Origin of the sequence: Actinocatenispora rupis (assembly GCF_016861975.1) — a bacterium.
Taxonomy (GTDB): Bacteria; Actinomycetota; Actinomycetes; order Mycobacteriales; family Micromonosporaceae; genus Actinocatenispora; species Actinocatenispora rupis.
Genome location: NZ_BOMB01000001.1, coordinates 528,299 through 552,746, shown reverse-complemented (window position 1 = coordinate 552,746; position 24,448 = coordinate 528,299). Strand labels below are relative to the sequence as shown.

The 24,448-nt window shown below is 73.0% G+C and carries 19 protein-coding genes; 5 read left to right on the top strand and 14 right to left on the bottom strand.

The genetic code is table 11. The features are described from left to right. Window positions 1-67: 67 nt before the first annotated feature. From Aru02nite_RS02460 to Aru02nite_RS02430, 7 genes are all read right to left on the bottom strand, one after another. On the bottom strand, window positions 68-3,256 hold the full coding sequence (locus Aru02nite_RS02460) for an alpha-mannosidase (RefSeq protein WP_203654475.1): 3,189 nt from the start codon (window positions 3,254-3,256) through the stop codon (window positions 68-70). 64 nt (window positions 3,257-3,320) lie between these two features. Then, a complete protein-coding gene (locus Aru02nite_RS02455; protein WP_203654474.1) occupies window positions 3,321-4,733 on the bottom strand; it encodes a sulfatase family protein in 1,413 nt (470 codons plus the stop codon). Continuing rightward, entirely contained in the window at window positions 4,730-6,016 is a 1,287-nt protein-coding gene (locus Aru02nite_RS02450) for a sulfatase-like hydrolase/transferase (protein WP_203654473.1), read from the bottom strand. Before Aru02nite_RS02450 ends, Aru02nite_RS02455 begins: the two co-directional genes overlap by 4 nt. A gap of 5 nt (window positions 6,017-6,021) precedes the next feature. Continuing rightward, entirely contained in the window at window positions 6,022-6,870 is an 849-nt protein-coding gene (locus Aru02nite_RS02445) for a carbohydrate ABC transporter permease (RefSeq protein WP_203654472.1), read from the bottom strand. Between the two features lie 182 nt (window positions 6,871-7,052). Then, the gene (locus Aru02nite_RS02440; protein WP_239076318.1) at window positions 7,053-7,976 is read right to left on the bottom strand and encodes a carbohydrate ABC transporter permease; all 924 of its coding nucleotides are present in this window, start codon (window positions 7,974-7,976) and stop codon (window positions 7,053-7,055) included. Between the two features lie 28 nt (window positions 7,977-8,004). Continuing rightward, window positions 8,005-9,294 (bottom strand): ABC transporter substrate-binding protein, encoded by a 1,290-nt coding sequence (locus tag Aru02nite_RS02435; protein WP_203654471.1) that lies wholly within the window; start codon window positions 9,292-9,294, stop codon window positions 8,005-8,007. A 10-nt stretch (window positions 9,295-9,304) separates the two neighbouring features. Next, window positions 9,305-10,588 carry an ABC transporter substrate-binding protein gene (locus Aru02nite_RS02430; RefSeq protein WP_203654470.1) on the bottom strand — a complete coding sequence of 428 codons (1,284 nt, stop codon included), beginning with the start codon at window positions 10,586-10,588 and terminating at the stop codon, window positions 9,305-9,307. 151 nt (window positions 10,589-10,739) lie between these two features. Here Aru02nite_RS02430 and Aru02nite_RS02425 point away from each other — a divergent pair, with 151 nt between their 5' ends. After that, the gene (locus Aru02nite_RS02425; RefSeq protein WP_203654468.1) at window positions 10,740-11,759 is read left to right on the top strand and encodes a LacI family DNA-binding transcriptional regulator; all 1,020 of its coding nucleotides are present in this window, start codon (window positions 10,740-10,742) and stop codon (window positions 11,757-11,759) included. Window positions 11,760-11,793: 34 nt separating this feature from the next. Here the strand turns inward: Aru02nite_RS02425 and Aru02nite_RS02420 are convergent, their stop codons facing one another. After that, a complete protein-coding gene (locus tag Aru02nite_RS02420) occupies window positions 11,794-12,900 on the bottom strand; it encodes an ROK family glucokinase (protein WP_203654466.1) in 1,107 nt (368 codons plus the stop codon). 70 nt (window positions 12,901-12,970) lie between these two features. Then, on the bottom strand, window positions 12,971-13,714 hold the full coding sequence (locus Aru02nite_RS02415; RefSeq protein WP_203654464.1) for an SDR family NAD(P)-dependent oxidoreductase: 744 nt from the start codon (window positions 13,712-13,714) through the stop codon (window positions 12,971-12,973). Between the two features lie 109 nt (window positions 13,715-13,823). On the opposite strand from Aru02nite_RS02415, the gene Aru02nite_RS36390 reads away from it, so the two are divergent. Beyond that, window positions 13,824-14,891 carry a C40 family peptidase gene (locus Aru02nite_RS36390; protein ID WP_239076315.1) on the top strand — a complete coding sequence of 356 codons (1,068 nt, stop codon included), beginning with the start codon at window positions 13,824-13,826 and terminating at the stop codon, window positions 14,889-14,891. Window positions 14,892-14,963: 72 nt separating this feature from the next. Here the strand turns inward: Aru02nite_RS36390 and Aru02nite_RS02405 are convergent, their stop codons facing one another. The 5 genes from Aru02nite_RS02405 to Aru02nite_RS02385 all read right to left on the bottom strand — a co-directional run bounded on the left by Aru02nite_RS02405 (window position 14,964) and on the right by Aru02nite_RS02385 (window position 19,679). Continuing rightward, entirely contained in the window at window positions 14,964-15,719 is a 756-nt protein-coding gene (locus Aru02nite_RS02405) for a GntR family transcriptional regulator (RefSeq protein ID WP_203654462.1), read from the bottom strand. Beyond that, window positions 15,720-16,439, bottom strand: coding sequence for an SDR family NAD(P)-dependent oxidoreductase (locus Aru02nite_RS02400; RefSeq protein WP_203654461.1), 720 nt, complete (start codon window positions 16,437-16,439; stop codon window positions 15,720-15,722). Next, entirely contained in the window at window positions 16,436-17,857 is a 1,422-nt protein-coding gene (locus tag Aru02nite_RS02395; RefSeq protein WP_203654460.1) for a xylulokinase, read from the bottom strand. The genes Aru02nite_RS02400 and Aru02nite_RS02395 overlap by 4 nt, the downstream gene beginning before the upstream one ends. A gap of 16 nt (window positions 17,858-17,873) precedes the next feature. Beyond that, window positions 17,874-18,632, bottom strand: a complete 759-nt coding sequence (locus Aru02nite_RS02390; RefSeq protein WP_203654459.1) for a sugar isomerase domain-containing protein — start codon at window positions 18,630-18,632, stop codon at window positions 17,874-17,876. A 99-nt stretch (window positions 18,633-18,731) separates the two neighbouring features. Beyond that, window positions 18,732-19,679: a phosphotriesterase family protein gene (locus tag Aru02nite_RS02385; RefSeq protein ID WP_203654458.1), complete on the bottom strand. Its 948-nt coding sequence runs from the start codon at window positions 19,677-19,679 to the stop codon at window positions 18,732-18,734. Between the two features lie 217 nt (window positions 19,680-19,896). Here Aru02nite_RS02385 and Aru02nite_RS02380 point away from each other — a divergent pair, with 217 nt between their 5' ends. From Aru02nite_RS02380 to Aru02nite_RS02370, 3 genes are read left to right on the top strand one after another with little or no spacing between them, the layout of a single operon-like run. Then, entirely contained in the window at window positions 19,897-21,240 is a 1,344-nt protein-coding gene (locus tag Aru02nite_RS02380; protein WP_203654457.1) for an FAD-dependent oxidoreductase, read from the top strand. After that, a complete protein-coding gene (locus Aru02nite_RS02375) occupies window positions 21,237-23,378 on the top strand; it encodes an alpha-amylase family protein (protein ID WP_203654456.1) in 2,142 nt (713 codons plus the stop codon). The genes Aru02nite_RS02380 and Aru02nite_RS02375 overlap by 4 nt, the downstream gene beginning before the upstream one ends. Window positions 23,379-23,422: 44 nt before the next feature. Further along, window positions 23,423-24,445: a substrate-binding domain-containing protein gene (locus tag Aru02nite_RS02370; RefSeq protein WP_203654455.1), complete on the top strand. Its 1,023-nt coding sequence runs from the start codon at window positions 23,423-23,425 to the stop codon at window positions 24,443-24,445. Window positions 24,446-24,448 lie beyond the last annotated feature (3 nt).

The window sequence follows — 24,448 nt, the reverse complement described above, 5'->3', positions numbered from 1 at the left end:
CGCCGGCCGGGACGCAACGGCGCCCCCGGGTACGGTCCCGGGGGCGCCGACGCCAGACGTGCCGCGGTCAGGCCCGCCGCAGCCTCAGCGTACGGATCTGGAACGGCCGGAACGCCAGCGGCTCGCCGGCGTCCAGCTCGGCCAGCGGCCGTTCGAGCAGGTCGACCTCGGTCACCGCGGCCACCGGGAACCCGGCCGTGACCGTCGTACTGGCCCGGCCACCGCGCGACTCGTACAGCCGGACGACCACGTCGCCGGAGCCGTCGTCGGCCAGCTTCACCGCCTCGGCGAGTACCGCCGGGTGGTCGAGCCGTACCAGCGGGTCGGGCGCGGCGGTGCCGGCCGCCACCGTCAGCGGCAGGTTCAGCGCGTACCCGGCGGCCACCGCCTCGCCGATCCCGGCCCCCGGCACCAGCGAGTACGTGAAGGTGTGGGTGTCGATGTCGGTGTGCGGGTCCGGCGAGTGCGGCGCGCGCAGCAGGGTCAGCCGCACCGTCGTGGTGGTGCCGCCCTCCTCCCGCGTCGCCCGGTGCACGTCGTGCCCGTACGTCGAGTCGGTCACCAGGGCCACGCCGTACCCGGGCTCGGCGACGTGGATCCAGCGGTGCGCGTACACCTCGAACCGGGCGGCGTCCCACGACGTGTTGGTGTGCGTGGGCCGCTGCACGTGCCCGAACTGGATCTCCGCGGACTCCCGCTCGGCGTGCACGTCGATCGGGAAGGCCGCCTTCAGCACCTTCTCCGACTCACGCCAGTCGATCTCGGTCCGTACGTCGAGCCGCGGGCTGCCGGCCCGCAGTACGAGGGTCTGGGTGGCGGTCGACTCGCCGAACCGGCGTACCACCCGGATCGCGCCGAGCAGCGGGCCGCGGTCGACGACCTCCACCGACTCGGCCTCGGTCAGGTCGGTGTGCCGGTGCTGGTAGTGCTTGTCGAGGTCCCAGGCGTCCCACTTGTTCGGGTGGTCCGGGTGCAGCTGCAACAGGTTCCCGTACGTGCCCGGCGCCAGGACCTCGCGGTCGGCGCGCAGGTCGTACACGGAGGTGACGAGGCCGTGGTCGTCGACCGTGACCCGGACGAGGCCGTTGGACAGCACCCGGCCGTCCACGGTGACCGGCGCGACGTCACCGGACGGCAGGTCCGGCTCGACCGTGCCGACCCCCAGCGCCGGCGCGCTCGCCCACGCCGCCACCTGACCGTCGGACAGCTTCTGCACCGCATCGGCGGCCAGTCCGGTGTGCGCGGCCAGATCCGCCGGTACGGCGGTGACCTCGGCCCGGTCCTGCGGCGCCGCGTTGAACGACCGCAGCCCGCCTAGCCGGGGTTCCGACTCGCCTGTCCGCCTCTCCGAAGCCGACTCGGAACCCCGTCCTCCGCCGACCGAGTGCGCCGACGACTCGATGATCGCGGCCAGCTCGGACCGGATCCGCTCGTACGTGGCGCGCGCCTCGCGGTGCACCCACGCGATCGAGCTGCCCGGCAGGATGTCGTGGAACTGGTGCAGCAGCACCGTCTTCCACAGCGCGTCCAGCTCCGCGTACGGGTAGTCGGCGCCGGAGTACACGGCGGCGGCGGTGGCCCACAGCTCCGCCGTACGCAGCAGGTGTTCGCTGCGCCGGTTGCCCTGCTTGGTCTTCGCCTGCGTGGTGAACGTGCCGCGGTGCAGCTCCAGGTACATCTCGCCGCGCCACACCGGCGCGTCCGGGTACTCCTCGCGCGCCGCGTCGAAGAACCTGTCCGGGTGCTCGACGGTGACCTTCGCCGACCCCTCCAGATCCGCCAGCCGGCGCGCCTTCTCCAGCATCTCGCGGGTGGGGCCGCCACCGCCGTCGCCGTGCCCGAACGGCAGCAGCGAGATCGTACCGGCGCCCTTCTCCGCGTAGTTGCGTACCGCGCGGGCCAGCTCCTCGCCCGCGAACGTCCCGTTGTACGTGTCGGCCGGCGGGAAGTGCGTGAAGATCCTGGTGCCGTCGATGCCCTCCCACCAGAACGTGTGGTGCGGCATCTTGTTGACCTGGTTCCACGAGATCTTCTGGGTGAGGAACCAGTCGAGCCCGGCCAGCCGCGCGATCTGCGGGAACGACGCGTTGTACCCGAACGAGTCGGGCAGCCAGATGCCCCGGGTGTCGACGCCCAGCTCGTCGGCGAAGAACCGCTTGCCGTGCGTGATCTGCCGGACCAGCGCCTCGCCGCCGGGCAGGTTCGCGTCCGACTCGACCCACATCGAGCCGACCGGCGCCCAGTTGCCGTTGGCGACGGCCCGCTTGATCCGCTCGAACACGGCCGGCTGCGCGTCCTTGACCCACGCGTACTGCTGGGCCTGGGAGCACGCGAACACCAGCTCCGGGTACTCCTCGGCCAGCGCCGTGACGTTCGCGAACGTACGGGACGACTTGCGTACCGTCTCGCGCAGCGGCCACAGCCACGCCGAGTCGATGTGCGCGTGCCCGGCCGCGGAGATCCGGTGCGCGGACGCGTGCGCCGGGCGCGACAGTACGTCGACCAGCTCGGCCCGGCCCGCCGCGGCGGTACCGGCCACGTCGTGCAGGTCGAGGGTGTCGAGCATGCGCTCCAGCGCGCGCAGGATCTCGTGCCGGCGCGGGTTGTCCACGCTCAGCTCGTGCATCAGCTCGGAGAGCACCTCGACGTCGGCGATCAGCCCGAAGACCGTCTCGTCCAGGACCGCCACGTCCGCCTGGCGCAGCTGGTACAGCGGGGCGTCACCGGCGGTGAGCTTGTCCCCCAGGTACGTCGGCTCGATGCCCATCGAGATCTCGGGGTTGGCGGCGCCCTCCAGCAGCAGGTCGACCCGCTCGCCGCCGGCCACCGGGTTGCCGACCGGCACGTACCGGTTGAGCGGGTGCAGCGCCTTCACGGGCACTCCGGCCGCGTCGTACGCCATGGCCTCGCAGGAGAAGCCGGGGCCGCCGCCGAAGCCGAGGTCGAACACCGCCTCGACGCGCTTGCCGGCGAACTCGGCGGGCACCTCGCCGGTCACCCGGAACCAGCTCGTCGACCACGGCCGACCCCACCGGGTACCGAGCGGCATCGGCTCGTACGTCGCGGCGAGCGCGTCGGTGACCGGCCGGGGCTCGGCGGCGACCGGGCCACCGGCTGCGCCGTCCGGGTGCGGTTCGTCCGGCACGTGCCAGACCGCCACCGTCAGGGGCGCGGTCGCGGCGTAGAGCGCCGGCCGGATCCGCTGTTCCATCGCCCGGTCGAGGCGCCGCTCGACCAGGTCACGATCGTCATGCACTGCTTTCGAACCCCCACCCAGAACTCGCCAGGTACATCGTTGTCACACCCGTGATCGCGTCACGCTATCCGACCCCGTCCGGTTCCTGCCAGGGGTCGTCGCCCACCTCCCGCTGCACCGTGGCGAGCAGTTCGGTCAGCTCCACCCGCACCCCCGCGTACGCCGGGTCGTCGTACACGCTGTGCAGCTCGCGCGGGTCGGTCGTGAGGTCGAACAGTTCCCATTCGGGCGCGAACCGCTCGTCCGACGTACCGGGCAGGCCGAGTCCGTCGGAGTAGTAGAAGATCAGCTTGTACCGGGGTGTCCGGATGCCGTAGTGCGCGCGGACGTGGTGCGGCCGGCTGCCGTGCTCCCAGTACCGGTAGTAGTGGACCTCGCGCCAGTCGGGCGGGGTGTCGCCGGCCAGTACGCCGCGGAGGCTGCGGCCCTGCATCCGGTCCGGCGCCGGCACCCCCGCGTAGTCGAGGAACGTCTGCGCGAAGTCGACGTTCGACACCATCGTGCCGGTGGCCGTGCCCGGCGCGATCTCCCGCGGGTACCGCACCAGCAGCGGCATCCGCAGCGACTCCTCGTACATGAAGCGTTTGTCGTACCAGCCGTGGTCGCCAAGAAAGAAGCCCTGGTCGGAGGTGTACACGACGATGGTGTCGTCGGTCAGGCCGCGCGCGTCCAGCTCGTCGAGCAGCCGGCCCACGTTGTCGTCCACGCTCGCCACGCAGCGCAGGTAGTCCTTCAGGTACCGCTGGTACTTCCAGCGCGCCTCGTCCGCCGCCGACAGCCCCGCCGGTACCGGCTGCTTGAGGTCGGTGGCGGTGAGGTCGCGGGAGACGCGCATCGTGGCGGTACGGGCGGCCTCGGCCCGGCCGGCGTAGTCGTCGAAGAACGTGTCCGGCACCGGGATGTCGACGTCGTCGTACAGGTGGGCGTGCGCGGCGTCGGGCTCCCACGGCCGGTGCGGCGCCTTGTGGTGCACCATCAGGCAGAACGGCTGCCCCGCCGGTACGGTGTCGAGCCAGTCCAGCGCCAGGTCCGTCGTGACGTCCGTGACGTAGCCCCGGATCACCCGCTCCACGCCGTTGTCGAGGAACGTCGGGTCGTGGTACTCGCCCTGGTCGGGCAGCACCGTCCAGGAGTCGAAGCCGCGCGGGTCGTGCCGCGGCCCGTGCCCGAGGTGCCACTTGCCGACGATGGCCGTGGCGTACCCGGCGTCGTGCAGCGCGGAGACGAACGTGGGCTGGCTGTTGTCCAGGTCCGTCGGCAGTGTCGTGACCCCGTTGACGTGGTTGTACGTCCCGGTCAGGATCGCGGCCCGGCTCGGCGCGCACAACGCGTTGGTACAGAAGGCGTTGTCCACGCGTACGCCGCCGGCCGCGATCCGGTCGATCTGCGGCGTGGCGTTCACGACGCTGCCGTACGCGCCGATCGCGTGCGCGGCGTGGTCGTCGGACATCACGAACAGGATGTTGGGGCGCGTCACCGGGTCACCTCCGCGTGCCAGTCGCGTACCGCGGCGGTCAGCCGCACCACGATCTCCGGGTACCGCCCGGCCAGGTTGACCCGCTCACCCGGGTCGGCGTCCACATCGGACAGATGTACCGGCTCCGGTCCCGGGCGGTCCAGGTCGAGCCGGCCGTCGAGGACCAGCTTCCACCGGCCCTCGCGTACCGCGAGTTGGGTGTCCTGCGCCCAGAACAGCCGCTCGTGCGGGCTCTCGCCGCCGCGCAGCATGGCCGACACGTCCACACCGTCCACATCGGACGGTACGGGCAGCCCGGCGAGCGCCAGTACGGTCGGGACCACGTCCGACATCTGGCCGGCGCCGTCGCACACCACACCGGCCGGCAGGCCCCGCGGGTACGAGATCAGGAACGGTTCGCGGATGCCACCGTCGAACAGCGATCCCTTGTGGCCGCGGAAGATCCCGGCCGAACCGCCGTAGTAGGGGTCCTCGGTGCCGTCCAGCCAGTTGCGCGACTCGCACGACGGGCCGTTGTCGGACGAGAACACCACGATCGTGTCCTCGCGGATCCCGTTGCGGGACAACGCATCCAGGATGCGGCCGACCCCGTCGTCGACGGCCGCCACCATCGCCGCCATGACCCGCCGGTCCGGCGGCAGGTCCGGAAACCGGTCCAGGTACTCGCGCGGCGCGTGCATCGGGTAGTGCGGCGCGTTGTACGGCACGTAGCAGAAGAACGGGCCGCCCGCCTGCCGGTCGATGAAGTCCACCGCCCGGTCGGTCACCAGATCCGTCAGGTACCGCCCGTTGTGCCACACCTCGTCGTCGCCGTCCCACAGGTCGTGCAGCGGGTTCACCCCACCGGACTGGCCCCAGTACATGATGTGCGAGTAGTAGTCGACGCAGCCGGCGAGGAAGCCGAAGAACTCGTCGAACCCGTGCGCCGTCGGCCGGTGCTCCTCGACCACACCCAGGTGCCACTTGCCGAACAGACCCGTCGCGTACCCGTGGCCGCGCAGCCGGGTGGCGAGCGTCGTACGGTCCGGCGGCAGGCCCGGCGTACTGCGGCGGGCGCCGAGGATGCGCGTCACCCCTGCCCGGTCCGGGTGCAGCCCGGTCAGCAGCGACGCCCGCGACGGCGAGCACACCGGGGCGTTCGAGTACCAGGTGGTGGCGCGGACACCGGACGCGGCGAGCGAGTCCAGGTGCGGGGTCCGCGCGTCGGGCGAGCCCTGGCAACCGAGGTCGCCGTAGCCGAGATCGTCGGTGTAGATGACGACGACGTTGGGGGGACGGTGCACGGTCCTCACTTCAATCCGCTGGTCGAGGCGCCCTCGACGATGAGCTTCTGGAAACACACGAAGACCAGTACGACGGGCAGCAGCGACAGCGTGGTCATCGCGAACATCGCGCCCCAGCTCGACTGCCCGGTGTCGGCCAGGAACATCTGCAACCCCAGCGGTACGGTCAGCTTCGCCGGGCTGGACAGGTAGAGCAGCTGGGTGAAGAAGTCGTTCCAGGTCCAGATGAACGTGAAGATCGCCGCGGTCACCAGCGCCGGCCGCATCTGCGGCAGCACCACGCTGCGGTAGATCCGCCACGGCCCGGCCCCGTCGACCATCGCCGCCTCGTCCATCTCCCGCGGGATCCCGCGCAGGAACTGCACCATCAGGAACACGAAGAACGCGTCCACCGCCAGGAACTTCGGCAGCACCATCGGCAGCATCGTGTCCGTCAGCCCCAACTTCACGAACAGGATGTACTGCGGGACGAGTACCACGTGCTGGGGCAGCATCACCGTACCCATCATGATCGCGAAGATCAGCCTGCGACCGCGGAACTCCAGCCGCGCGATCGCATACGCGACAAGGGAACACGACACCAGGTTGCCGACGATCGACAGCGCCGCGATCAGCGCCGAGTTGCCCAGGAACACGCCGAACGACGTACCCAGCCCGGACCAGCCGTGCGCGTAGTTCGCGAACTCCGCCCTCGTCGGCAGCAGCGAGTGGCTGGTGAAGATCTCGTTCTCCGGCTTCACCGAGCTGGCCACCATCCACACCAGCGGGTAGAGCATCGCCACCGCCAGCGCCACCAGGACCACGTGCAACACCAACCGCCGCGGCCGACGTACACCCTGCCCCATCACACTCATCGCCGTTCCTCCTTCGTCGGAACGCCGACGAGGCACCACGCACAACGACCCTGACTCGCTCGCTCACGCTCACTCATCGCCGTTCCTCCTTCGTCGGAACGCCGACAAGGCACAGCACACAACGACCCTGACTCGCTCGCTCACGCTCACTCATCGCCGTTCCTCCTCCGGCCCACGCTCGCTCATCGCTCGTCTCCGTAGTGCACCCAGAACCTGGAGGTACCGAACGTCAGCGCGGCGAACGCGGCGATGATGACGAACAGCACCCAGGCCATGGCGCTCGCGTAGCCCATCCGGAAGTTCGTGAACCCCTGCTGGTACAGGTACAGCGTGTAGAACAGGCTGCTGTCCGAGACGCCGCCGGTCCCGCCGGACACCACGTACGCCGGGGTGAACGCCTGGAAGCCGTTGATCATCGACAGCAGCAGGTTGAACAGGATCACCGGCGACAGCAGCGGCAGCGTCAGGTGCGCGAACCGGCGTAGCGGGCCGGCGCCGTCGATCGCCGCCTGCTCGTACAGCTCGCGCGGTTGCTGGCGCAGCGCGGCCAGGAAGATGACCATCGGCGCGCCGAACTGCCACACGTGCAGCAGGATCAGCGTGCCCAGCGCGGTACGCGGATCGCTGACCCAGTCCGGTCCGTGCAGCCCGAACAGGCCGAGCAGCCAGTTCACGAGCCCGGTACGGCCGAACACCTGCCGCCACAGGATCGCCACCGCCACGCTGCCGCCCAGCAGCGACGGCAGGTAGAACGCCGACCGGTACGCACCGGCGCCACGTACGCGGCGGTTCAGCAGTACGGCGACGAGCAGCGCCACGGCGACCGACAGCGGCACCGAGACCACCACGTACGTGAAGGTGACCTGCAACGAGGACAGGAAGCGCGGGTCGTCGGTGAGCAGCCGCTGGTAGTTGGCCAGGCCGACCCACTTCGGCGGGCTCAGGATCGGGTACTCGGTGAACGACAGGTACAGCGAGGCGAGCATCGGCCCGACGGTCAGCGCCGCGAACCCCACGAACCACGGCGACAGGAACGCGTACCCGGCGAGTCGCCGGCCGCGGCGCCGGGTCGTCCGCGCGGCGGTCGCCTCCCGCGTGGTGCTCACGTCCTCAACGGTGGTCACGTCGTCCCCTTCACGCCTGGAGGTAGGAGGTGGCTTGGTTGACGAAGTCCTCGGCCGCCTGCCGCGGGCTGACCTGCCCGTAGCCGACGCTGAGGTTGAGCCGGCCGAGCAGCGCGCCCGTCGCCGTCAGCAGCTGGTCCGCGCCGAGCGGCCGGGTCGGCGGGTACCGCGTCGCGGTCGCGTTGCGCTGCACCATCGCGTCGAAGTCGAGGATGGTACGGCCGACGCCGGTGGCCTTCGCCCGTGCCGCGTCGAACACCGCGCGGGCCGGCGGCGACCCCAGCGTCATGCCGAGCCGCCCCGCGACGCGCTCGTCGGTCAGGAACGCGCCGAGGATCCGCGCCGCCCGGTCCGGCCGCGCCGTACTCCGGTTGACGCTGAACATGTTCGTCGGCTTGATGTACTGGTACGCCCCGGGCCGGTCGCGCGCCGAGACGCCCGGGATGGTGAGCATCCGCAGCGGCGCCTTCACCTGGCCCTGGATGCCGGTCGCGTTGGAGAAGTTGAAGCCGATCACGGCCTGCCCCGCCACCAGCGCCCGTACGGTCGTGTTCGCGGTGACGTCGATGGACGCCGCGCCGCCCGACGCCCGCAGCCGCCGCCAGTACTCGAACCACTCGGCCAGGTGCTCGCGCGTGGCGCCGAGCCGGCCGGATTCGGTGAACAGCTGGCCGCCGCGCTGGCGTACCCAGATGTCGAGGGCGAAGTCGCTGCCGCCGCCGTCCTCGGTGCCGAAGACCGTGCCACCACTGGCTTTCCCGATGTCGGTGCAGATCCGCGCGTACGACTCCCACGTCGTCGCGTCCGGCACCGCCACCCCGTACTTCGCGGCCAGGTCGGTGCGCACCACGATCGCCTGCGTGTGCGTACCGATCGGCACGCCGTAGAGGCGGTCGCGGAAGCGTCCGCCGTCGAGTACGGCGGGGCGGCCGGCGGCACCGTCGACGGGATCCGGCGCGTACCGGGTGACGTCCAGCAGCGCGCCGCGCTGCGCGTACCCGGCGAGGTGGGTGAAGTCCATCATCACCACGTCCGGCGCGGCGCCGCCCGCGAACCGCGTCGCGAGCTTGTCGTAGTAGCCCTGGAACGCGCCGAACTCGCTGTCCACGGCCAGCTCCGGATGCTCGCGCCGCAACAGCCCGAACGCCGCCACCAGCGCCGCGTTCACGTCCGGCGCGCCGTAGAACGTGGCGCGCTGCCGGCCGTCGCCGCGGCCCGTACCGCAGCCGGCCAGCGCCGCCGCACCCAGCCCCAGCCCCATCGCGCCGAACGCGCGCCGGCCGATCCCCGGTCCCGTCATCGGTGCCCCCTCAGGTCTGCAGGATGCTTCGGGCCTGCCGGACGAAGTCCGCCGCGGCCTCACCGGGCTTCACCAGGCCGTACCCGACGCTCTCGTTCGCCCGGTTCAGCAGGCACGTCTTCCCCGACAGCAACTGGTACGCGCCCGCCGGCCGGCTCGCCGGGTACTCGCTCGCGGTGCCCTCGCGCAGCACCATCGCGTCGTAGTCGAGGATCGTGCGGTCCAACCCGCGCGCCGCGCCGCGCACCCGGGTGAACACCGACCTCGACGGCGGCGATCCGAGTACGGTGCCCAACTGGCCCGCCGCCGACGGTGCGGCCACCAGCGCCGCCGCGATCCGCACCGCCCGCTCCGCGTACCGGGAACGGCGGTTGACGCACAGCATCGTCGTCGGCTCCAGGTACTGGTACGCGCCCGGCCGCTCGCCCGCGCGCCCCAACGGCATCGGCCGCATCGCCAGCGTCGTCTTCACCTGCGAGGCGACCCCGCGCATGTTCGAGTAGTTGAAGCCGGCGAGCGCGGTACCGGTGACGAGCTGCCGGGCCGTCTCCCCCAGGCTCACCGACGTCGGCACCGCGCCGCCCGACCGCCGCAGGCCCTGCCAGTACGCGAGCCAGTCGGCCAGGTCGACGCGCCCGAACGCCAGCCGGCCGTCGGCGTCGAACAGCTGCCGGCCGCGCTGCCGCAGCCAGATCGCGAACGCGTAGTCGAGCCCGCCCGCGTCCTCCGTGCCGTACCGCCGGCCGCCGCTGGCCCGGTGCACCTCCGCCGCCCACCGCCCGTACTCGGCCCACGTCAGCGTCGCCGCGTCCGGTGCCGGTACCAGCCGGTCGGCCGCCTCGGTGTCGACGAGCAACGCCTGCGTGTGCTGCCCGTCCGGAACCCCGTAGAGGGTGCCGGCGACGCTGCCGCCGGACAGCACGTCGGGCCGGCAGCCCGCCGGGTCGATCCACCGCGGTACGGCGTCGGCCAGCGGCCGCAGCGCGCCGCGCTGCGCGTAGTCGGCGAGGTGGGTCGGGTCGAGCATCACCACGTCGGCGGCCGACCCGCCCGCGAAGCTCACCGCGAGCTTGTCGAAGTACCCGTTGAACGGCCCGTACTGCGGGCGGACGGCCAGCTCCGGGCTCGTCGCGGCGAGCCGCCGGAAGAACCGCAACAGCGTCCGGTTGACGCCGGCGGAGCCCTCGTAGAACGTCGCGCGCAGCCCGGCGGAATCCGAACAACCGGCGAGCAGCGCGCCCGCACCCATCCCGAACGCGCCCGCCAACAACCGTCGTCGACCCAGCCGTACCATGGGGCGCACTCCTTTCCCGGGACCTGGTGAGGATCGGGTACTGGCCCAGGAACCTAAACCAGCGAATGCGATTCACGCAAGGTTTTCCGACACCACTTCCGCGATTGTCCCGACCAGTGGTATACCGGTTTAGTACTTTGAAGGGAACGACATGGTTGAGCCCGGCCGGCGGCCGACGATCGCCGACATCGCCCGCGAGGTCGGCGTGACCAAGGGCGCGGTGTCGTTCGCCCTGAACGGACGGCCCGGCGTCTCCGCCGACACCCGCGCGCGCATCCTCGCCGCCGCCGAACGCCTCGGCTGGCGCCCGAGTACGGTCGCGCGGTCGCTGTCCAACCTGCGCAGCGGCTCGGTCGGCCTGGTGGTGACCCGGCCGCGCTCGCTGCTCGGCGTCGAACCCTTCTACATGCGCCTGATCGCCGGCCTCGAACGAGCCCTGCACGCCGACGGCCGGTCGCTGCTGCTCGCCGTCACCGACCATCCCGGCGACGCCGCCGAGATCTACCGGGCCTGGTGGTCCGAGCGGCGGGTCGACGGCCTCGTGCTCACCGACCTGCGGACCGACGACCCGCGCCTCGCCGCCGTCACCGACCTCGGCATCCCCACCGTCGCCCTCGGCGCGCCCGGGCCGCTGCCCGGCCTGTCGACCGTCACCGGCGACGACGGTCCGACCCTCCGCGCCGCCCTCGACCACCTCGCCGGGCTCGGCCACCACCGGATCGCCCGGGTGTCGGGGCCGGCCGGGTTCGCGCACGCGGCGCGCCGGCACGCCGAGTTCGCCGCCGCGCACCGCACGCTGTTCGGCACCGACCCCCGCCAGGCACACACCCGGTACGTGGCCGACCAGGTGCTGGCCGCGACCCGCGAGCTGCTCGACGACCCCGAGCCGCCCACCGCCGTCGTGTACGACTCGGACCTGATGGCCGTCACCGTCGTCGGTTCCGCCGCCGAACTCGGCGTCCGCGTCCCGGCCGACCTCGCCGTCCTCGCCTGGGACGACTCACCCCTGTGCGAGCTCGTACGGCCACGGGTCAGTGCGTTCGCGCACGACGTCGACGCGGACGGCGCGACCGCGGTGTCCCTGTTGATCGAACAGCTCCGCACCGGCACACCGGGCCACGCCGAATTGTCGCCGCGTACCTTGACCGTGCGCGGGAGTACCGCGGGCTAAACCGGTTTACCGAGAACGGTGCGCCGGCGCCGGGTCAGTCGTCGGAACGGCCGTCGCCGAACCAGTTCGACTGGAGGAACCCGCGCCCGCGCCGGTACGACGCGCGCCGCGGATCCCGGGCGAACAGCCGGATCTCCTCGCGGGCCAGGTCCGCCGCGCCGATCAGGCCCGCCTCGTTGCCCAGACTCGCCCGTACGATCCGCGCCTCCGGCCGGAACCCGCGCCCCGACAAGGTCCGCCGGTACGCGTCGCGCGCCGGGTTCAACAGCAGGTCGCCGGCGTCCGACACGCCGCCGCCGATCACGAAACACCCGGGATCCAGGGCGCAGGCCAGGCCCGCCAGGCCGACCCCGAGCCAGTGCCCGATCTCGTCGAACAGCTCGATCGCCGTCGGATCACCGGCCATCGCCGCCTCCGTCACCAGCGGACCGGTGATCGCCGCGACGTCCCGGCCCGCCCTGTCCAGCAACGCCTGCGCCACCGGCGACTCCGCCGCGGCCAGCTCCCGCGCCTCGCGTACGAGGGCGTTGCCGCTGGCGTACTGCTCCCAGCAGCCGCGGTTGCCGCACTCGCACCGGTGCCCGCCCGGTACCACCTGCATGTGCCCGAACTCGCCGGCCACGCCGAACCTGCCCCGGTGCACCAGCCCGTCGACCACGATGCCGCCGCCGATCCCGGTGCCCAGGGTGATGCAGATCAGGTGCTCCTCGCCCTGGCCGGCGCCGAACCGCCACTCCGCCCAGGCCGCGGAGTTCGCGTCGTTCTCGACCACGACGGGCAGGCGCAACCGGGACGACAGCGCCTCGCGCAGCGGCTCGTGCCGCCACGAGAGGTGCGGCGCGAACAGTACGGACGATCCGGTCGCGTCGACGAAGCCGGCCGCACCGATGCCGACCGCGGCCACGTCGTGCCGGCCGGTCAGCTCGTCCACCACGTCGGCGATGGTCTCCTCGACCTCGCTCGGGCTCTTGCTCCGCCCCGGCGTCTCCCGCCGCGTACGGTCCAGCACCCGCCCGGCGGCGTCCACCACGCCACCGGCCACCTTGGTACCGCCGATGTCGATGCCGATGGTGAGCCGGCGCAGGAAGCGGGACGGCGGACGGGTCCGGTACCGGCGGGTCACGCCCTGACGGGAAGACATGCCAGCATTCAAACGCACCGGCCGTTCACCTCGCCGACCACCCGCCGCAACCGTGCCAGGATCACGCAGGTCAGGCCGTCGGCTCCGGGCCCGGACGCAGCACCAGCACCCGACCGGCGAGCGTGTCGTCGGTGCACAGCCTGAGTACGGCGTCGGCCAGCTCGCCCAGTGGCACCAGGGGCGGGGCCGCCGCCCGCTCGGCCGGCCCCATCGCCGCCAGCTCCGCGTACGCCCGGTCGGTGCCCACCCAGTCGGGCACCACGCAGCCCACCCGTACTCCGGAGCGTTCGCGCAGCGGCGCCAGGCACTCGGTGAACCGGATCAACCCGGCCTTGGCCACCGCGTACTCCGGCCAGGGGTGCGGCGCGGGGCCGAGGCCGGCGGTGGACGCGACGTTGACGACGGCGCCGCCGCCGGCGCGGCGCATCGGCTCGACGACGAGCTGGGTGGCGAGCATCGCGCCGCGCAGGTTCGCGTCGAGTACGGCACCCCAGACGGCGGGTGGGGCGGCCGGAAAGCGTTGCGCGGGGCCGGGTCCGCCGCCGGCGTTGTTCACCAGTACGCGGGGCGGGCCGTGGCGCGCGAGCGTGGTGTCGACGAGGGCGCGCAGGTCCGCCTCGACCCGTACGTCCGCCCGGAGGAACGCGGCGCGCCCGCCGGCATCGGCGATCAGCTCGACGGTGCGCGCGCCGCCGACGGGGTCGATGTCCGCGGCCACCACGGTGGCGCCGGCCGCGGCGAGCCGGCGGGCGATCGCCCGGCCGGTCCCGACCGCGGCGCCGGTCACCACGGCGACCGCACCGGTGAGGTCCATGCCGGCATCCTCGCCCGGGGGTACGACAGATCCACGTGGTGGAAGGTTTCTTGCCATCGGGTCGCACGCGTTGAAAGATGAGGCCGTCGTCGTACCCGGAGGAGCACCCGTGTCCGTCACCGCCCGTACGCCGCGCCGCCGGCCCGCCCTGCTCCGTACCCTGGCCGTCCTCGCCGCGCTGGCCACCCTGCCGATCGCCGCCGCGCCGGCCGCCGCGCAGCACCGACCGGAGGCGACCGACCCCGAGATCGGGTACGTCGACGTCGCCGCGGCCACCCTGTGGGTCGACCCGGGTACGGACCGGCCGGTGGACGCGAAGGCCACCGGCAACCCCGTCGACCTGCGCGCCTGGACCGACGGGCTGTCGCTCGCCGAACGGCGCTGGCTCGTCGGCGAACTGGAGACCCAGGCGCTGTACGGCACGAAGGTCACCATCCTCGAACGCCGGGGCGACTGGCTGCACGTGGCCGTCGACGGCCAGCCCACCCCGCGCAACCCGCTCGGCTACCCGGGCTGGGTGCCGGCCGTACAGGTCAGCACCGATCCCGCGTTCGCCCGGCTCGCCGCGCCGCGCTCGCCCAGTACCCGGCCCTTCGCCCTGGTCACCGCCACCACCACCGGCCTGTACGCCGACGCCCGGCGTACCCGGCGGATCATGGATCTGGCGCTGGACACCCGGCTGCCGGTGCTGTCCCGGCACGGCGACGCGATCGAGGTCGCCACGCCCGACCACGGTCCCGCCTGGCTGTCCACCGCCGACGCCCACGTGTACGCCGCGGCCACCGACATCCCCCGCCCCACCGGCGCCGACCTGGTACGCACCGCGAAGCGGTACGCGGGCCTGCCGTACGTGTGGGCCGGCACCTCGTCGTGGGGCTTCGACTGCTCCGGCTTCACCCACACCGTGTACGACGTGCACGGCGTGACCATCCCCCGCGACGCCGACGCGCAGTACGCCGCCGGCACGCCCGTCGCGGACGACGACCTGCAACCCGGCGACCTGCTGTTCTACGCGTACTCCAGCGGCTACGTGCACCACGTCGGCATGTACCTCGGCGACGGGTACGAGATCGACGCGCCGAACAACACGAGTACCGAGGTCAGCACGGTGGAGATCGTGCCGGTCGCCGAGCACCGGTACGCCGACGAGTACGTGGGCGCGCGCCGCTTCCTCTGACCGCGGACGACCCGGCCGGTGCCGGCTCCACGTCGACCGCACCGGGCACAGCTGGCACGCGGTGCGGTGGTGCTACCGCGCCGTACGGGCCCGGGGCGTCCGGTCGGGTTCCTCGACGCGCCGCTCGACCAGGGTGCGGCAGCGGTCCGCGCGTAGCAACGCCCGCGCCGCCTCCATCGGCACCCCCGCGTCGTCGTACGTGGTGCGCAGCAGCATCAGCGCCGGCGAGCCCGCCGCCACCTCCAGCGGCCGGGCCTCGTCCTGGTGCAGTACCACCGGCTCGAACGACTCGGTCGCCCGCACCAGCAGCACCCCGTACTCCTCGCGGAGGATCGCGTACAGGCTGGTGTCGGAGAACTGCGCGGCGGCGATGCCCGGCAACCGGTCGGCGGGCAGCCAGGTCTGCTCCAGCATCAGCGGCTCACCGTCGGCCCGCCGCAACCGTTCCAGCTCCAGTACGGAGGCGTCGGGGTCGATGTCGAGGCTTGCGGCGACCGCGGGCAGGGCCGGGGTGACGGTACGGGACAGCACCTCGGTGGTGATCGTCGCGCCGGACGACCGCAACGCGTCGACGATCGAGAAGTGGCCGAGCAGGGACTGCTCCAGCCGCCGCCCCGCCACGTACGTGCCGGAGCCCTGCCGGCGGATGATGAAGCCGGCGCGTTCCAGCTCGTCGAACGCCTCGCGGACGACCTGCCGGCTGACCCGCGAGCGCGCCGCCAGCTCCCGCTCGGTCGGCAGCTTCGACCCGACCGGCCAGTGGCCGGACAGGATCTCCCGTTCCAGGCTGGCCGCGAGCGACAGGGCCAGCGGACTGCGAGGGCTCATCTACGGATCCAATCCCCATCCGGCGTCGACGGCCAGTACCTGACCGGTCACCGCCGCGGCGGCCGGCGACACCAGGTATCCCACCGCGGCGGCCACGTCGTCGGCCACGAGCGGCCCGCCGGTCAGCCGCTGCCGGTCCGCCACGTACCGGGCGACGACGGGGTCGGTGCGCGCGCGGCCGGCGAACGGCGTGTCGACCAGGCCCGGGGCCACGCAGTTCGCCCGGACGCCGGCGTCGGCGCCCTGCGCCGCGATCGCCCGCGCGAACGCCACCAGCCCACCCTTGCTGATCACGTACGCGGTGCTGCGGAACGGGCCGCCGCCGCCGGTCAGCCCGAGTACGGAGGAGACGAGGACGACGGTGCCGCGGGCCGCGGTCAGCGCCGGCCACGCCGCCGACACCGTCAGGAACGCGCCGCGCAGGTTCGTCCCCACGACGGTGTCGAACGCCGCGGCGGTGGACGTCCCGACCGGGCCGTCCCCGGACGACGAACCGGACACGCCGGCACAGCACACCACCGCGTCGAGCCCCGCGTCGCCGACCGCCGCCGCCACCGCCGACCGCAGCGACGCCTCGTCGGTCACGTCCGCCGCATGCAGCTCCGGGTCGTCGGATCCCGAACGGTCGATGCCGGCGACCCGCCATCCGTTGGCGCGCAACAGGTCCACCGTGGCCCGGCCGATGCCCGAGGCGGCGCCGGTGACCAGCGCCCGCCTCACGACGCACCCCCGCGCGACGCCTGGTACAGCCGGGCGATCGCGGCCCGCCGCTCCACCGCGGGCGCCAACCGGGCCGGATCCGGCTCGTACCGGGCGGTCACGTGCCGGTGGGCGCGGACCAGCCCGGCCAGCTCCGCGTCCGACGCCGCCGCGGCGATCATCGCGTCGCCGACCGCCGCACCGTCGTCACCGACCACCTCCACCGGTACGCCGGTGGCGTCGGCGATCTCGCGCATCCAGGCCGGCGAGGCCGTCGGGCGGCCGGTGGCGGACAGCAGGGTGGCCGGCGCGCCGGCGGACGAACACACGTCCAGATTGTGCGCGACGGCGGATGCGGCGCCGGCGAGTATCCCCCGGGTCAGCTCCGCCCGCCCGGTCGCCAGCGACAGCCCGGCGAGGATCCCCCGGGCGTGCGGGTCGTTCACCGGGTGCAGCTCCCCCGCCAGGTACGGCACGAACGTGACCTGCCCGGCGTCCGCCGTCTCCGCCTCCGCCAGCAGGTCGGCGACGGGCACCCCGGTCACGTCCGACCACCAGCGCAGCGCCGACCCGGCCGACGTCATCGACCCGGACAGCAGGTCCAGACCCTCGCGTACGTGCGGGAAGCTCAGCAGGCGCGGCTCGTCGGTGACGCCCGCCGGCACCGCCACGCCGACCACCCCCGCCGTCCCCAGGCTCAGGTACGCCGCACCGGCGGTCAGTACGCCAGCCGCGAGCGCGGCGCTCGACGTGTCCTCGCCGCCCGCGCGTACCCGGGTGGTGGTGGCCAGGCCGGTCGCCTCGGCCGCCGCGGGCAGCACCGTACCGACGTCCTCGGTGGCGGCGGCGACAGTCGGCAACAGCGCCGGATCGAGCCCGACGCCCGCGGCCAGCCCCCTCGACCAGCCGCGGGACGTCAGATCGAACAGGTCGCTGATGCCGGCGTCGCTGACGCTCTGCACGCCGCGGCCGGTCAGCCTCGCCAGCACGAAGCCGGCGGCCGAGGTCACCCGGTGGGCGCGGTCGAGCGCGGCCGGCTCGTGCGCGCGCAGCCAGCAGAGCTTGGCCGCCACGTTCCACGAACCGACGTCGTTACCGGAGGCCCGCCGTACTCCGGCGGCGAAACCGTTGGCGCGCAACGCTTCCGCCTCCCGGTCGGCCCGCTGGTCCAGGTGGATCAGCGCCGGCCGTACCGGCTCGCCGGCGGCGTCGGTCAGCACCACCGCGGCGCCCTGCCCGGACACCGCCACCGCGTCCACCGGCGCGCCGCCCGTCGCCGCGCGGATCGCCGCCACCGCACCGGCCCACCAGTCCGCCGGATCCTGCTCCGCGTACCCCGGGCGGGGCGTGGCCACCGGGTACTCCGCCGTGCCGCGCCCGAGTACGCCGCGGTCCGGGTCGAACAGCACGGCCTTCGCCGAGCCCGTGCCGATGTCCACGCCGACGGTGCGCACCTCAGACCCGCCGGGTCCGCTCGCGGTACGCCGCGTAGTACTCGGCGAGGTTGCGTTTCGCGGCCTCCTGGTCGGAGAAGTGCGGCGACCCGAGCACCACCGGCGGCGTACCCCGGGCGACCAGCTCGGTGGCGAGCACCTCGTTGATCGAGTGCGCGACGGTCACCGTGCCCAGCGTCGACGTCGGCCCCACCGGGTACTCGCAGCCCTCGACGTGCACGACCGCGTCGCCGGCCGGGGAACAGTTGTCCACGACCACGTCGGCCACCTCGTACAGGTGCTTGCCGGAGGGGTGGCGGGAGTCGACGGTCGTCGAGTGCGCCAGCGACGTGATCGCCACCAGCGGCAGGCCGCGCGCCTTGAGCCCCAGCGCCACCTCCACCGGTACGTTGTTGATGCCGGTCGAGGAGATCACCATCGCCGCGTCGTGCTCCCCGAACTCGTAGTTCGCCAGCAGGCACTCGCCGAACCCGTCGACCCGCTCCAGGAACAGCGACTGCGCCAGGCCCATCGTGCCCAGCACGTTGGTGTAGTAGCTCAGGGACAGCTCCACGATCGGGTGGTAGCCGACGATCGACCCGATCCGCGGGAAGATCTCCTCCACGCCCATCCGCGAGTGCCCGGCCCCGAACAGGTGCACCAGCCCGCCGGCCGAGATCGCGTCCGCGAAGATCCGGCCGGCGGCCCGGATGTTGTCCTCCTGCGTGTCGGCAATCCGTTTCAGGACCCCGTACGCCTCGTCCAGGTAGCCAAGACTCATGTCGCCTCCGTGGCGGAAGGTACGTCGGCGGGCGTGGCGTCGCCGCCGTGGCGGACAGTACGTCGGCGGTGCCGGTGCCGGCCCCGCGGTACGGCGCGGTCAGCGCCGGTCGAACACCCGGCGCGGCGTCGCGACCAGGATGGTGTCCAGCTCCTTCCGGTCGAACCCCATCCGGGTCATCAGCGGCAGTACGGTGGCGAACAGGTGCGCGAGCCCCGGCCCTCCCCCGTACGACCGCCAGTAGGCCCGGCGGGCCAGGTCCTGGCCGAGCACCACCCGGTCCCCGAGCCCGGCCTCCACCAGCGACGCCGCCAGCCGCACGATCACCTCGTCCGGCCGCCGGTCCGTACGCCCCAGCCAGTCGAGGCACACCGTCGCCCCGGTCCGGCAGATCTCGGCCAGCTCCGCCGCATCGGCGTGCCGGTCCATGTGCGACAGCACCACCCGGTCCGCCGGTACGCCCCGGTCGGCGAGCGCGGCGAGCTGGACACGCGCGCCGGCGACCGTCTCGGTGTGCGTGATGACGGGCAGGCCGGTCTCGGCGGCCGCCAGCCCGACCGCGACGAGCAGCCGGCGCTCCAGCTCGGTGGGTGTCTCGCCGCTGGTCGCCACCTTGATCACGCCCGGCCGGGCGCTCGACCGGTCGTCGTCGGGCGGGGCGACGCCGTCGCGGCCCATGCCGCGCAGGTGCTCGGACACGATGATCGCGGCGAGCGTGTCGGTGTCGCTGCGCCGCACCCAGTGGTCGTCCGGATAGAACGCGTCGCGGTGGAAACCGGACGCGCCGAGCAGCGTCAGCCCGGTCCGGGACGCCACCTCGACCAGCCCGTCGGCGTCCCGGCCGACGCCGAGCGGCATGCAGTCGACGAGCGCCGCGCCGCCGGCGGCGAGCACCGTCTCGGCCTCGGCCACGGCGGCGGACACGTCGTCCAGCAGGTACCCGGGCTCCAGGGCGACCGCGTGGCCGCCGCGGATGAACAGATGGTCGTGGCAGTCGGTCGGGCCGAGGGACTCCGGGTCGATGTCGCCGAGCACTGAGGTGATCACGAGGTCGCTCCCCGATGGTGGGTCTTGCAAACCATTCTGCGATCTGCTGGGATGGTGGGCAATGGTATCGGAGCGGGCCGGGCATGGCAACGCACCATCTCGGGAATCTGGCTCAACAACAACGGATCTGCACACGTAAGTGGCACCTGATTGGTCCGCGATACATCTGTCGTACTGGAGTCGCCATGACCCACCAATTGGCCAAGGCCACAGACCAATGAGCCCACACTGGAGCACCGTCCCGGTGTACGCGGAGGCCGACGTGGTCGTCGTCGGTGCCGGTTCGGCGGGTGCGGTCGCCGCGATCACCGCGGCCCGCGCCGGCGCGGACACCCTGCTGGTGGAGCGCCAGGGCTACCCCGGCGGGACGAGTACCGCGGTGCTCGACACGTTCTACGGCTTCTACACGCCGGGCAGCTCGGCGGCGAAGGTCGTCGGCGGCGTACCGGACGACGTGGTCGCCGGCCTCACCGCGTACGGGCCGGTCATCCGCCGGCCCAACTCGTTCGGTGCCGGCACCGGCGTCACGTACCACCCGGAGCACCTGAAGGTGGTCTGGGACCGGCTGCTCGCCGGCGCCGGCGCCCGGGTGCTGCTGCACGCGTTCGTCCAGGACGCCGACGTGTCGGACGGGCGGGTACGGGAGCTGCTGGTGGCCACGAAGGCGGGCCTGCGGCGGATCCGTGCGGCGGTCGTCGTGGACGCCTCCGGCGACGCCGACGTGTGCCACCACGCCGGCTTCGGCTACGAGCTGGCCGGCGCCGAGGCGCCCGCGCAGACGCTGACCACCACGTTCAAGATGGTCAACGTCGACGTCGCGCGGCGGTTCGCGCTGACGAAGCGGCAGCTCGCCGAGCTGATGCACGACGCCTCCGCCGACGGGTACGAGCTGCCCCGACTGGACGGCAGCGACCACATCACGCCGGTGGACGGCATGACCGCGACGATCATGACGCGGGTGACGTCGTACCGGACGGGTCCGGGTGGGGTGGTCAACGCGACCGACCCGGACCTGCTCACCGCCGCCGAGACCGCCGGCCGCCGGCAGGCGCTGGAGTACGTGCGGTTCCTGCGCGACCGCGTCCCCGGGTACGAGCGGGCGCAGCTGGCGACGCTGTCGGCGCAGATCGGCGTGCGCGAGACCCGCCGGGTGTACGGGGACTACCGGCTCAACCGGGCGGACGTGCTGGCGGCGCGGCAGTTCGACGACCAGGTGGCGCTGTGCGGCGCCCCGATCGAGGACCACCACTCCGGTTCCGACACCGCCTGGCGGTACCTGCCGGACGGGGAGGCGGTGGGCGTGCCGTACCGGACGCTGCTGGTGCGGGACTCGGTGAACACGCTCGTCGCCGGCCGGTGCTTCTCCGCGACGCACGACGCGCAGGCGTCCGTACGGTCGATGGCGCAGTGCATGGCGATGGGCCAGGCGGCGGGCGAGGCGGCGGCGCTGGCCGCGGCCTCGCACGTGTCGCCCCGGGACGTACCGGTCGGCGTGTTGCGCGACCGGCTCGCCGCGAACGGCGCGATCCTGTCCCTCGACGCGGAGGTACCCGCCCGATGACCGTGCACGTACGGCAGGACGACGCGGGGGTCACGGTGACCGCGCCGGCGTACCGCTTCGTGTGGGGGCGGGCGGACGACCGGTTCACGCTGACCGACGCGGCGGGCCGCACGATCGTCGCGGGGCCGCTGGCGCCGCTGGTGGTGACGGCCGCCGGGCCGCGACCGGCCGGCTCCGCACACACCGCCCGGGTGACCGGTTCCCGGCTCGCCGTCCGGTACCCGGAGGTCGGGCTGGCGCTGCGGTTCGAGGACGCGGCGGTGTGGGTCGAGCCGGTCGAGGCGGTCCTCGCCGACCCGGTCGTCGAGCTGTACCTGTTCGGCGGCGTCGCGGACGGGCGCGCCGCACCCGGCCTGACCCACACGTACCTGGTGCAGCCGGGGTTGTGCGAGTCGGCGGCGGTCAGCCCGGTGCTCAACACCGACGTGAACCTGGACCTGGTGAGCTGGCTGGGCCGCGGCACGATGGGCGCCGACAGCGCGATCCACCAGCAGTGGGGCCTGCCCGCGCACTTCTTCTGCGGGGTCAGCCGGGACGCCCCGCCGAACTCGGGGCGGTCGGCCACCGACCGGCGGTCCGCCGCGTTCTGTCTCGGGTTGGCCGAGCTGCCGGCCGCCGACTTCCTGCTGCACCTGGGGCCGGGCAGGACCAGCCCCGTCTTCCGCTACCACGCCGACCGGTGGGGCCAGGTACCGACGGGTCCGGTGCGGTTGGGCGCCGAGCTGGTGCTCACCGTGGCCGACGACTACCGCGCCGCGATCCGCGCGTACTACCGGGTCCTGCGGGACACGGGGCGGGTGACGCCGGCGCGGGGCCGGCGGGCGGCGCTGGCGACGCAGTTCAACACGTGGGGCGCGCAGTGCGCGGCGGGCGTGGAGGGCGCGAAGTTCGACCAGGACGCGCTGGAGCGGGTGTACGAGGAGATGCGCGCGTCGCCGCTGCGGCCGGAGATGTTCGTGGTGGACGACAAGTGGGAGGGCAGCTACGGCGCGCTGGCGCACGACGAGCGGCGGTTCGGCGGGTTCGAGAAGTTCCTCGACCGGGTCCGCGCGGACGGGCACCTCGTCGGGCTGTGGGCGGCGTTCCTGCGTACCAACGATCCCGGGTTGCTCGGGCTCGGCATGGAGCACGTGCTGCACGACGCGGCCGGGGTGCCGATCGCGAAGGGCAACGCGTTCGAGGCCGCGCCGTACTACCTGTTCGACGTGTCGCAGGAGGCGGTCGCGGCGGCGCTGACCGCGGCGATCGGCACGTTCGTCGCGCGCTACGACCCCGACCTGGTCAAGTTCGACTTCGGGTACGAGCTGCCGGCGCTGTCGCGCGCGATGCCCGCCGACCCGGCGTACGCGGGTGAGCGGCTGCTCGGCCGGGCACTGGACGTGGTGGTCGGGGCGCTGCGCGCGGCGAAGCCGGACCTCGCCGTCATGTACTACGCGCTCTCGCCGCTGCTCGTCGACCGGATCGACCAGCACTGCCACGACGACATGTTCCTCTGCGTGGACGAGTACGCGGAGGAGGGGAACCGGCGGCAGTGGTTCTCCAGCCTGCTCGGCGAGCTGGGCGTGCCCAGCTACGGCTCGGGCGGGTACGACTGGGCCTCGATGCCCGACATCTGGTTCGACACCGTGGCGGCCGGGCCGATCGGCACGCTGTCCGGCGTCGGCGACGACGAACGCGGCGGCCGGCTCACCCCGGCGGTCGCCGCCCGGCACGTCGGGCTGACCGCGATCGCCCGGCGTACCTCGATGTTCCGGGTCGATCCCGTCAGCCCGGTGACGGTCGGCGCGGCCACCGGCGCCCGCTCGTCCTCCTGGCTACGGTACGAGGCGGATGTGCCGGTGCTCGCCTGCCTGCGCGCCCGCGACGGTGCGGCCCACCACGCCGGCATCGGCACCGACGCCGACGTGGTCGTCGCGTCGCTGACCGACCAGCCGGTCTCCGACGCCGACCGGGTCGGCGTCGTCCCCTTCGGTACGGGCACGCTGACCCTCGCCGGCCGCCCCGGAACCGTGACGTACCACCGGCTCGACGGGTCGCAGCGCGCCGCACCCGCCGGGCACCACGACGGCGCGCTGTCCGTACCCCTGGACGGAGCGGGTGACCCCCCGGTGACCTGGATCGAGATCGTGCGCGGCTGACCGACAAGACCCCGGCAGCGCCACCGGAAGTCAAGGAGACTGACATGCGCAAACCACTCGGCGTGGGTGGAGGGTACGCCCGCCGCATCACCGTGCTGGCCGCGGCTCTCGGGCTCACCGCCGGCGCGCTCACCGCGTGCGGCAGTTCGTCGGGAGACACCGGTTCCGGCAAGGACGTGAAACTGGGGATGGTCACCCAGCTCTCCGTCCAGCCGTACTTCGTGACCGAGGCCGACGGGGCCAAGGAGCAGGCGAAGAAGATGGGCGTCCAGTTGCAGGTGGTCGACACCGGGCTGGACAACAGCAAGGTGATCAGCCAGACGAAGACGCTCATGACGAACGGCGTGCAGGGCATCGCCGTCGTACCGAGCAACACCGACGTGGGGCCGCGGCTGGCCACCATGGCCAAGCAGCAGGACGTGCACCTGGTGGCGTCGGACTCGCCGCTCAAGGACTCCAGCGGCAAGGCGCTGCCGTTCGTCGGGCTCAACAACAAGCAGTCCGGCGTCCAGGTCGGGCAGATCGCCGCGCGCATCTACGGTGACCTCAAGTGGCCCGCCGCCGACACGTACTTCGCGGACGTGGAGGCGCCGTTCCAGGCGTGCCTGGAGCGTACGAACGCCGAGTACCAGGTGTTCCGGAAGGCGCACCCGGACGTGCCGGCCAACCACGTGGTGAAGGTGCCGTACGACGGGCTGGCGAACAAGGCGCAGGACGCGATGCGCGCCACCATCACCGCGCACCCGCAGGCCAAGCACTGGGTGATCGCCTCCTGCAACGACGCCGGCGTGGTCGGCGCGCTGCGGGCGCTGCGCGACAAGTCCGTGCCGGTCGGCAACGTGCTCGGCGTCGGACTCGGCGGCGACCAGGCGTGCCAGGCGTACACCCAGTCGTACGTGAAGGACGGGATGCGGGCCTCGACCTGGCTCAACCCCAAGGCGATCGGCGCCGGCGACGTGAAGGTGCTGTACCAGATGGTCGTGCAGAAGAAGACGCCGCCGGCCGTCACGTACATCCCGACGCCGGAGATCAACGCCAAGAACTACAAGCAGACGATGTCCTGTTAGGAG

Coding starts and splice junctions, on each gene's coding strand:
- Aru02nite_RS02415 (WP_203654464.1), bottom strand. CDS start 13,714: ATGGACCTCACCGGTGCGGTCGCCGTGGTGACCGGCGCCGCGGTCGGG.
- Aru02nite_RS02380 (WP_203654457.1), top strand. CDS start 19,897: ATGAGCCCACACTGGAGCACCGTCCCGGTGTACGCGGAGGCCGACGTG.
- Aru02nite_RS02435 (WP_203654471.1), bottom strand. CDS start 9,294: ATGACGGGACCGGGGATCGGCCGGCGCGCGTTCGGCGCGATGGGGCTG.
- Aru02nite_RS02420 (WP_203654466.1), bottom strand. CDS start 12,900: ATGTCTTCCCGTCAGGGCGTGACCCGCCGGTACCGGACCCGTCCGCCG.
- Aru02nite_RS02405 (WP_203654462.1), bottom strand. CDS start 15,719: ATGAGCCCTCGCAGTCCGCTGGCCCTGTCGCTCGCGGCCAGCCTGGAA.
- Aru02nite_RS02445 (WP_203654472.1), bottom strand. CDS start 6,870: ATGAGTGTGATGGGGCAGGGTGTACGTCGGCCGCGGCGGTTGGTGTTG.
- Aru02nite_RS02430 (WP_203654470.1), bottom strand. CDS start 10,588: ATGGTACGGCTGGGTCGACGACGGTTGTTGGCGGGCGCGTTCGGGATG.
- Aru02nite_RS02425 (WP_203654468.1), top strand. CDS start 10,740: ATGGTTGAGCCCGGCCGGCGGCCGACGATCGCCGACATCGCCCGCGAG.
- Aru02nite_RS02375 (WP_203654456.1), top strand. CDS start 21,237: ATGACCGTGCACGTACGGCAGGACGACGCGGGGGTCACGGTGACCGCG.
- Aru02nite_RS02370 (WP_203654455.1), top strand. CDS start 23,423: ATGCGCAAACCACTCGGCGTGGGTGGAGGGTACGCCCGCCGCATCACC.
- Aru02nite_RS02390 (WP_203654459.1), bottom strand. CDS start 18,632: ATGAGTCTTGGCTACCTGGACGAGGCGTACGGGGTCCTGAAACGGATT.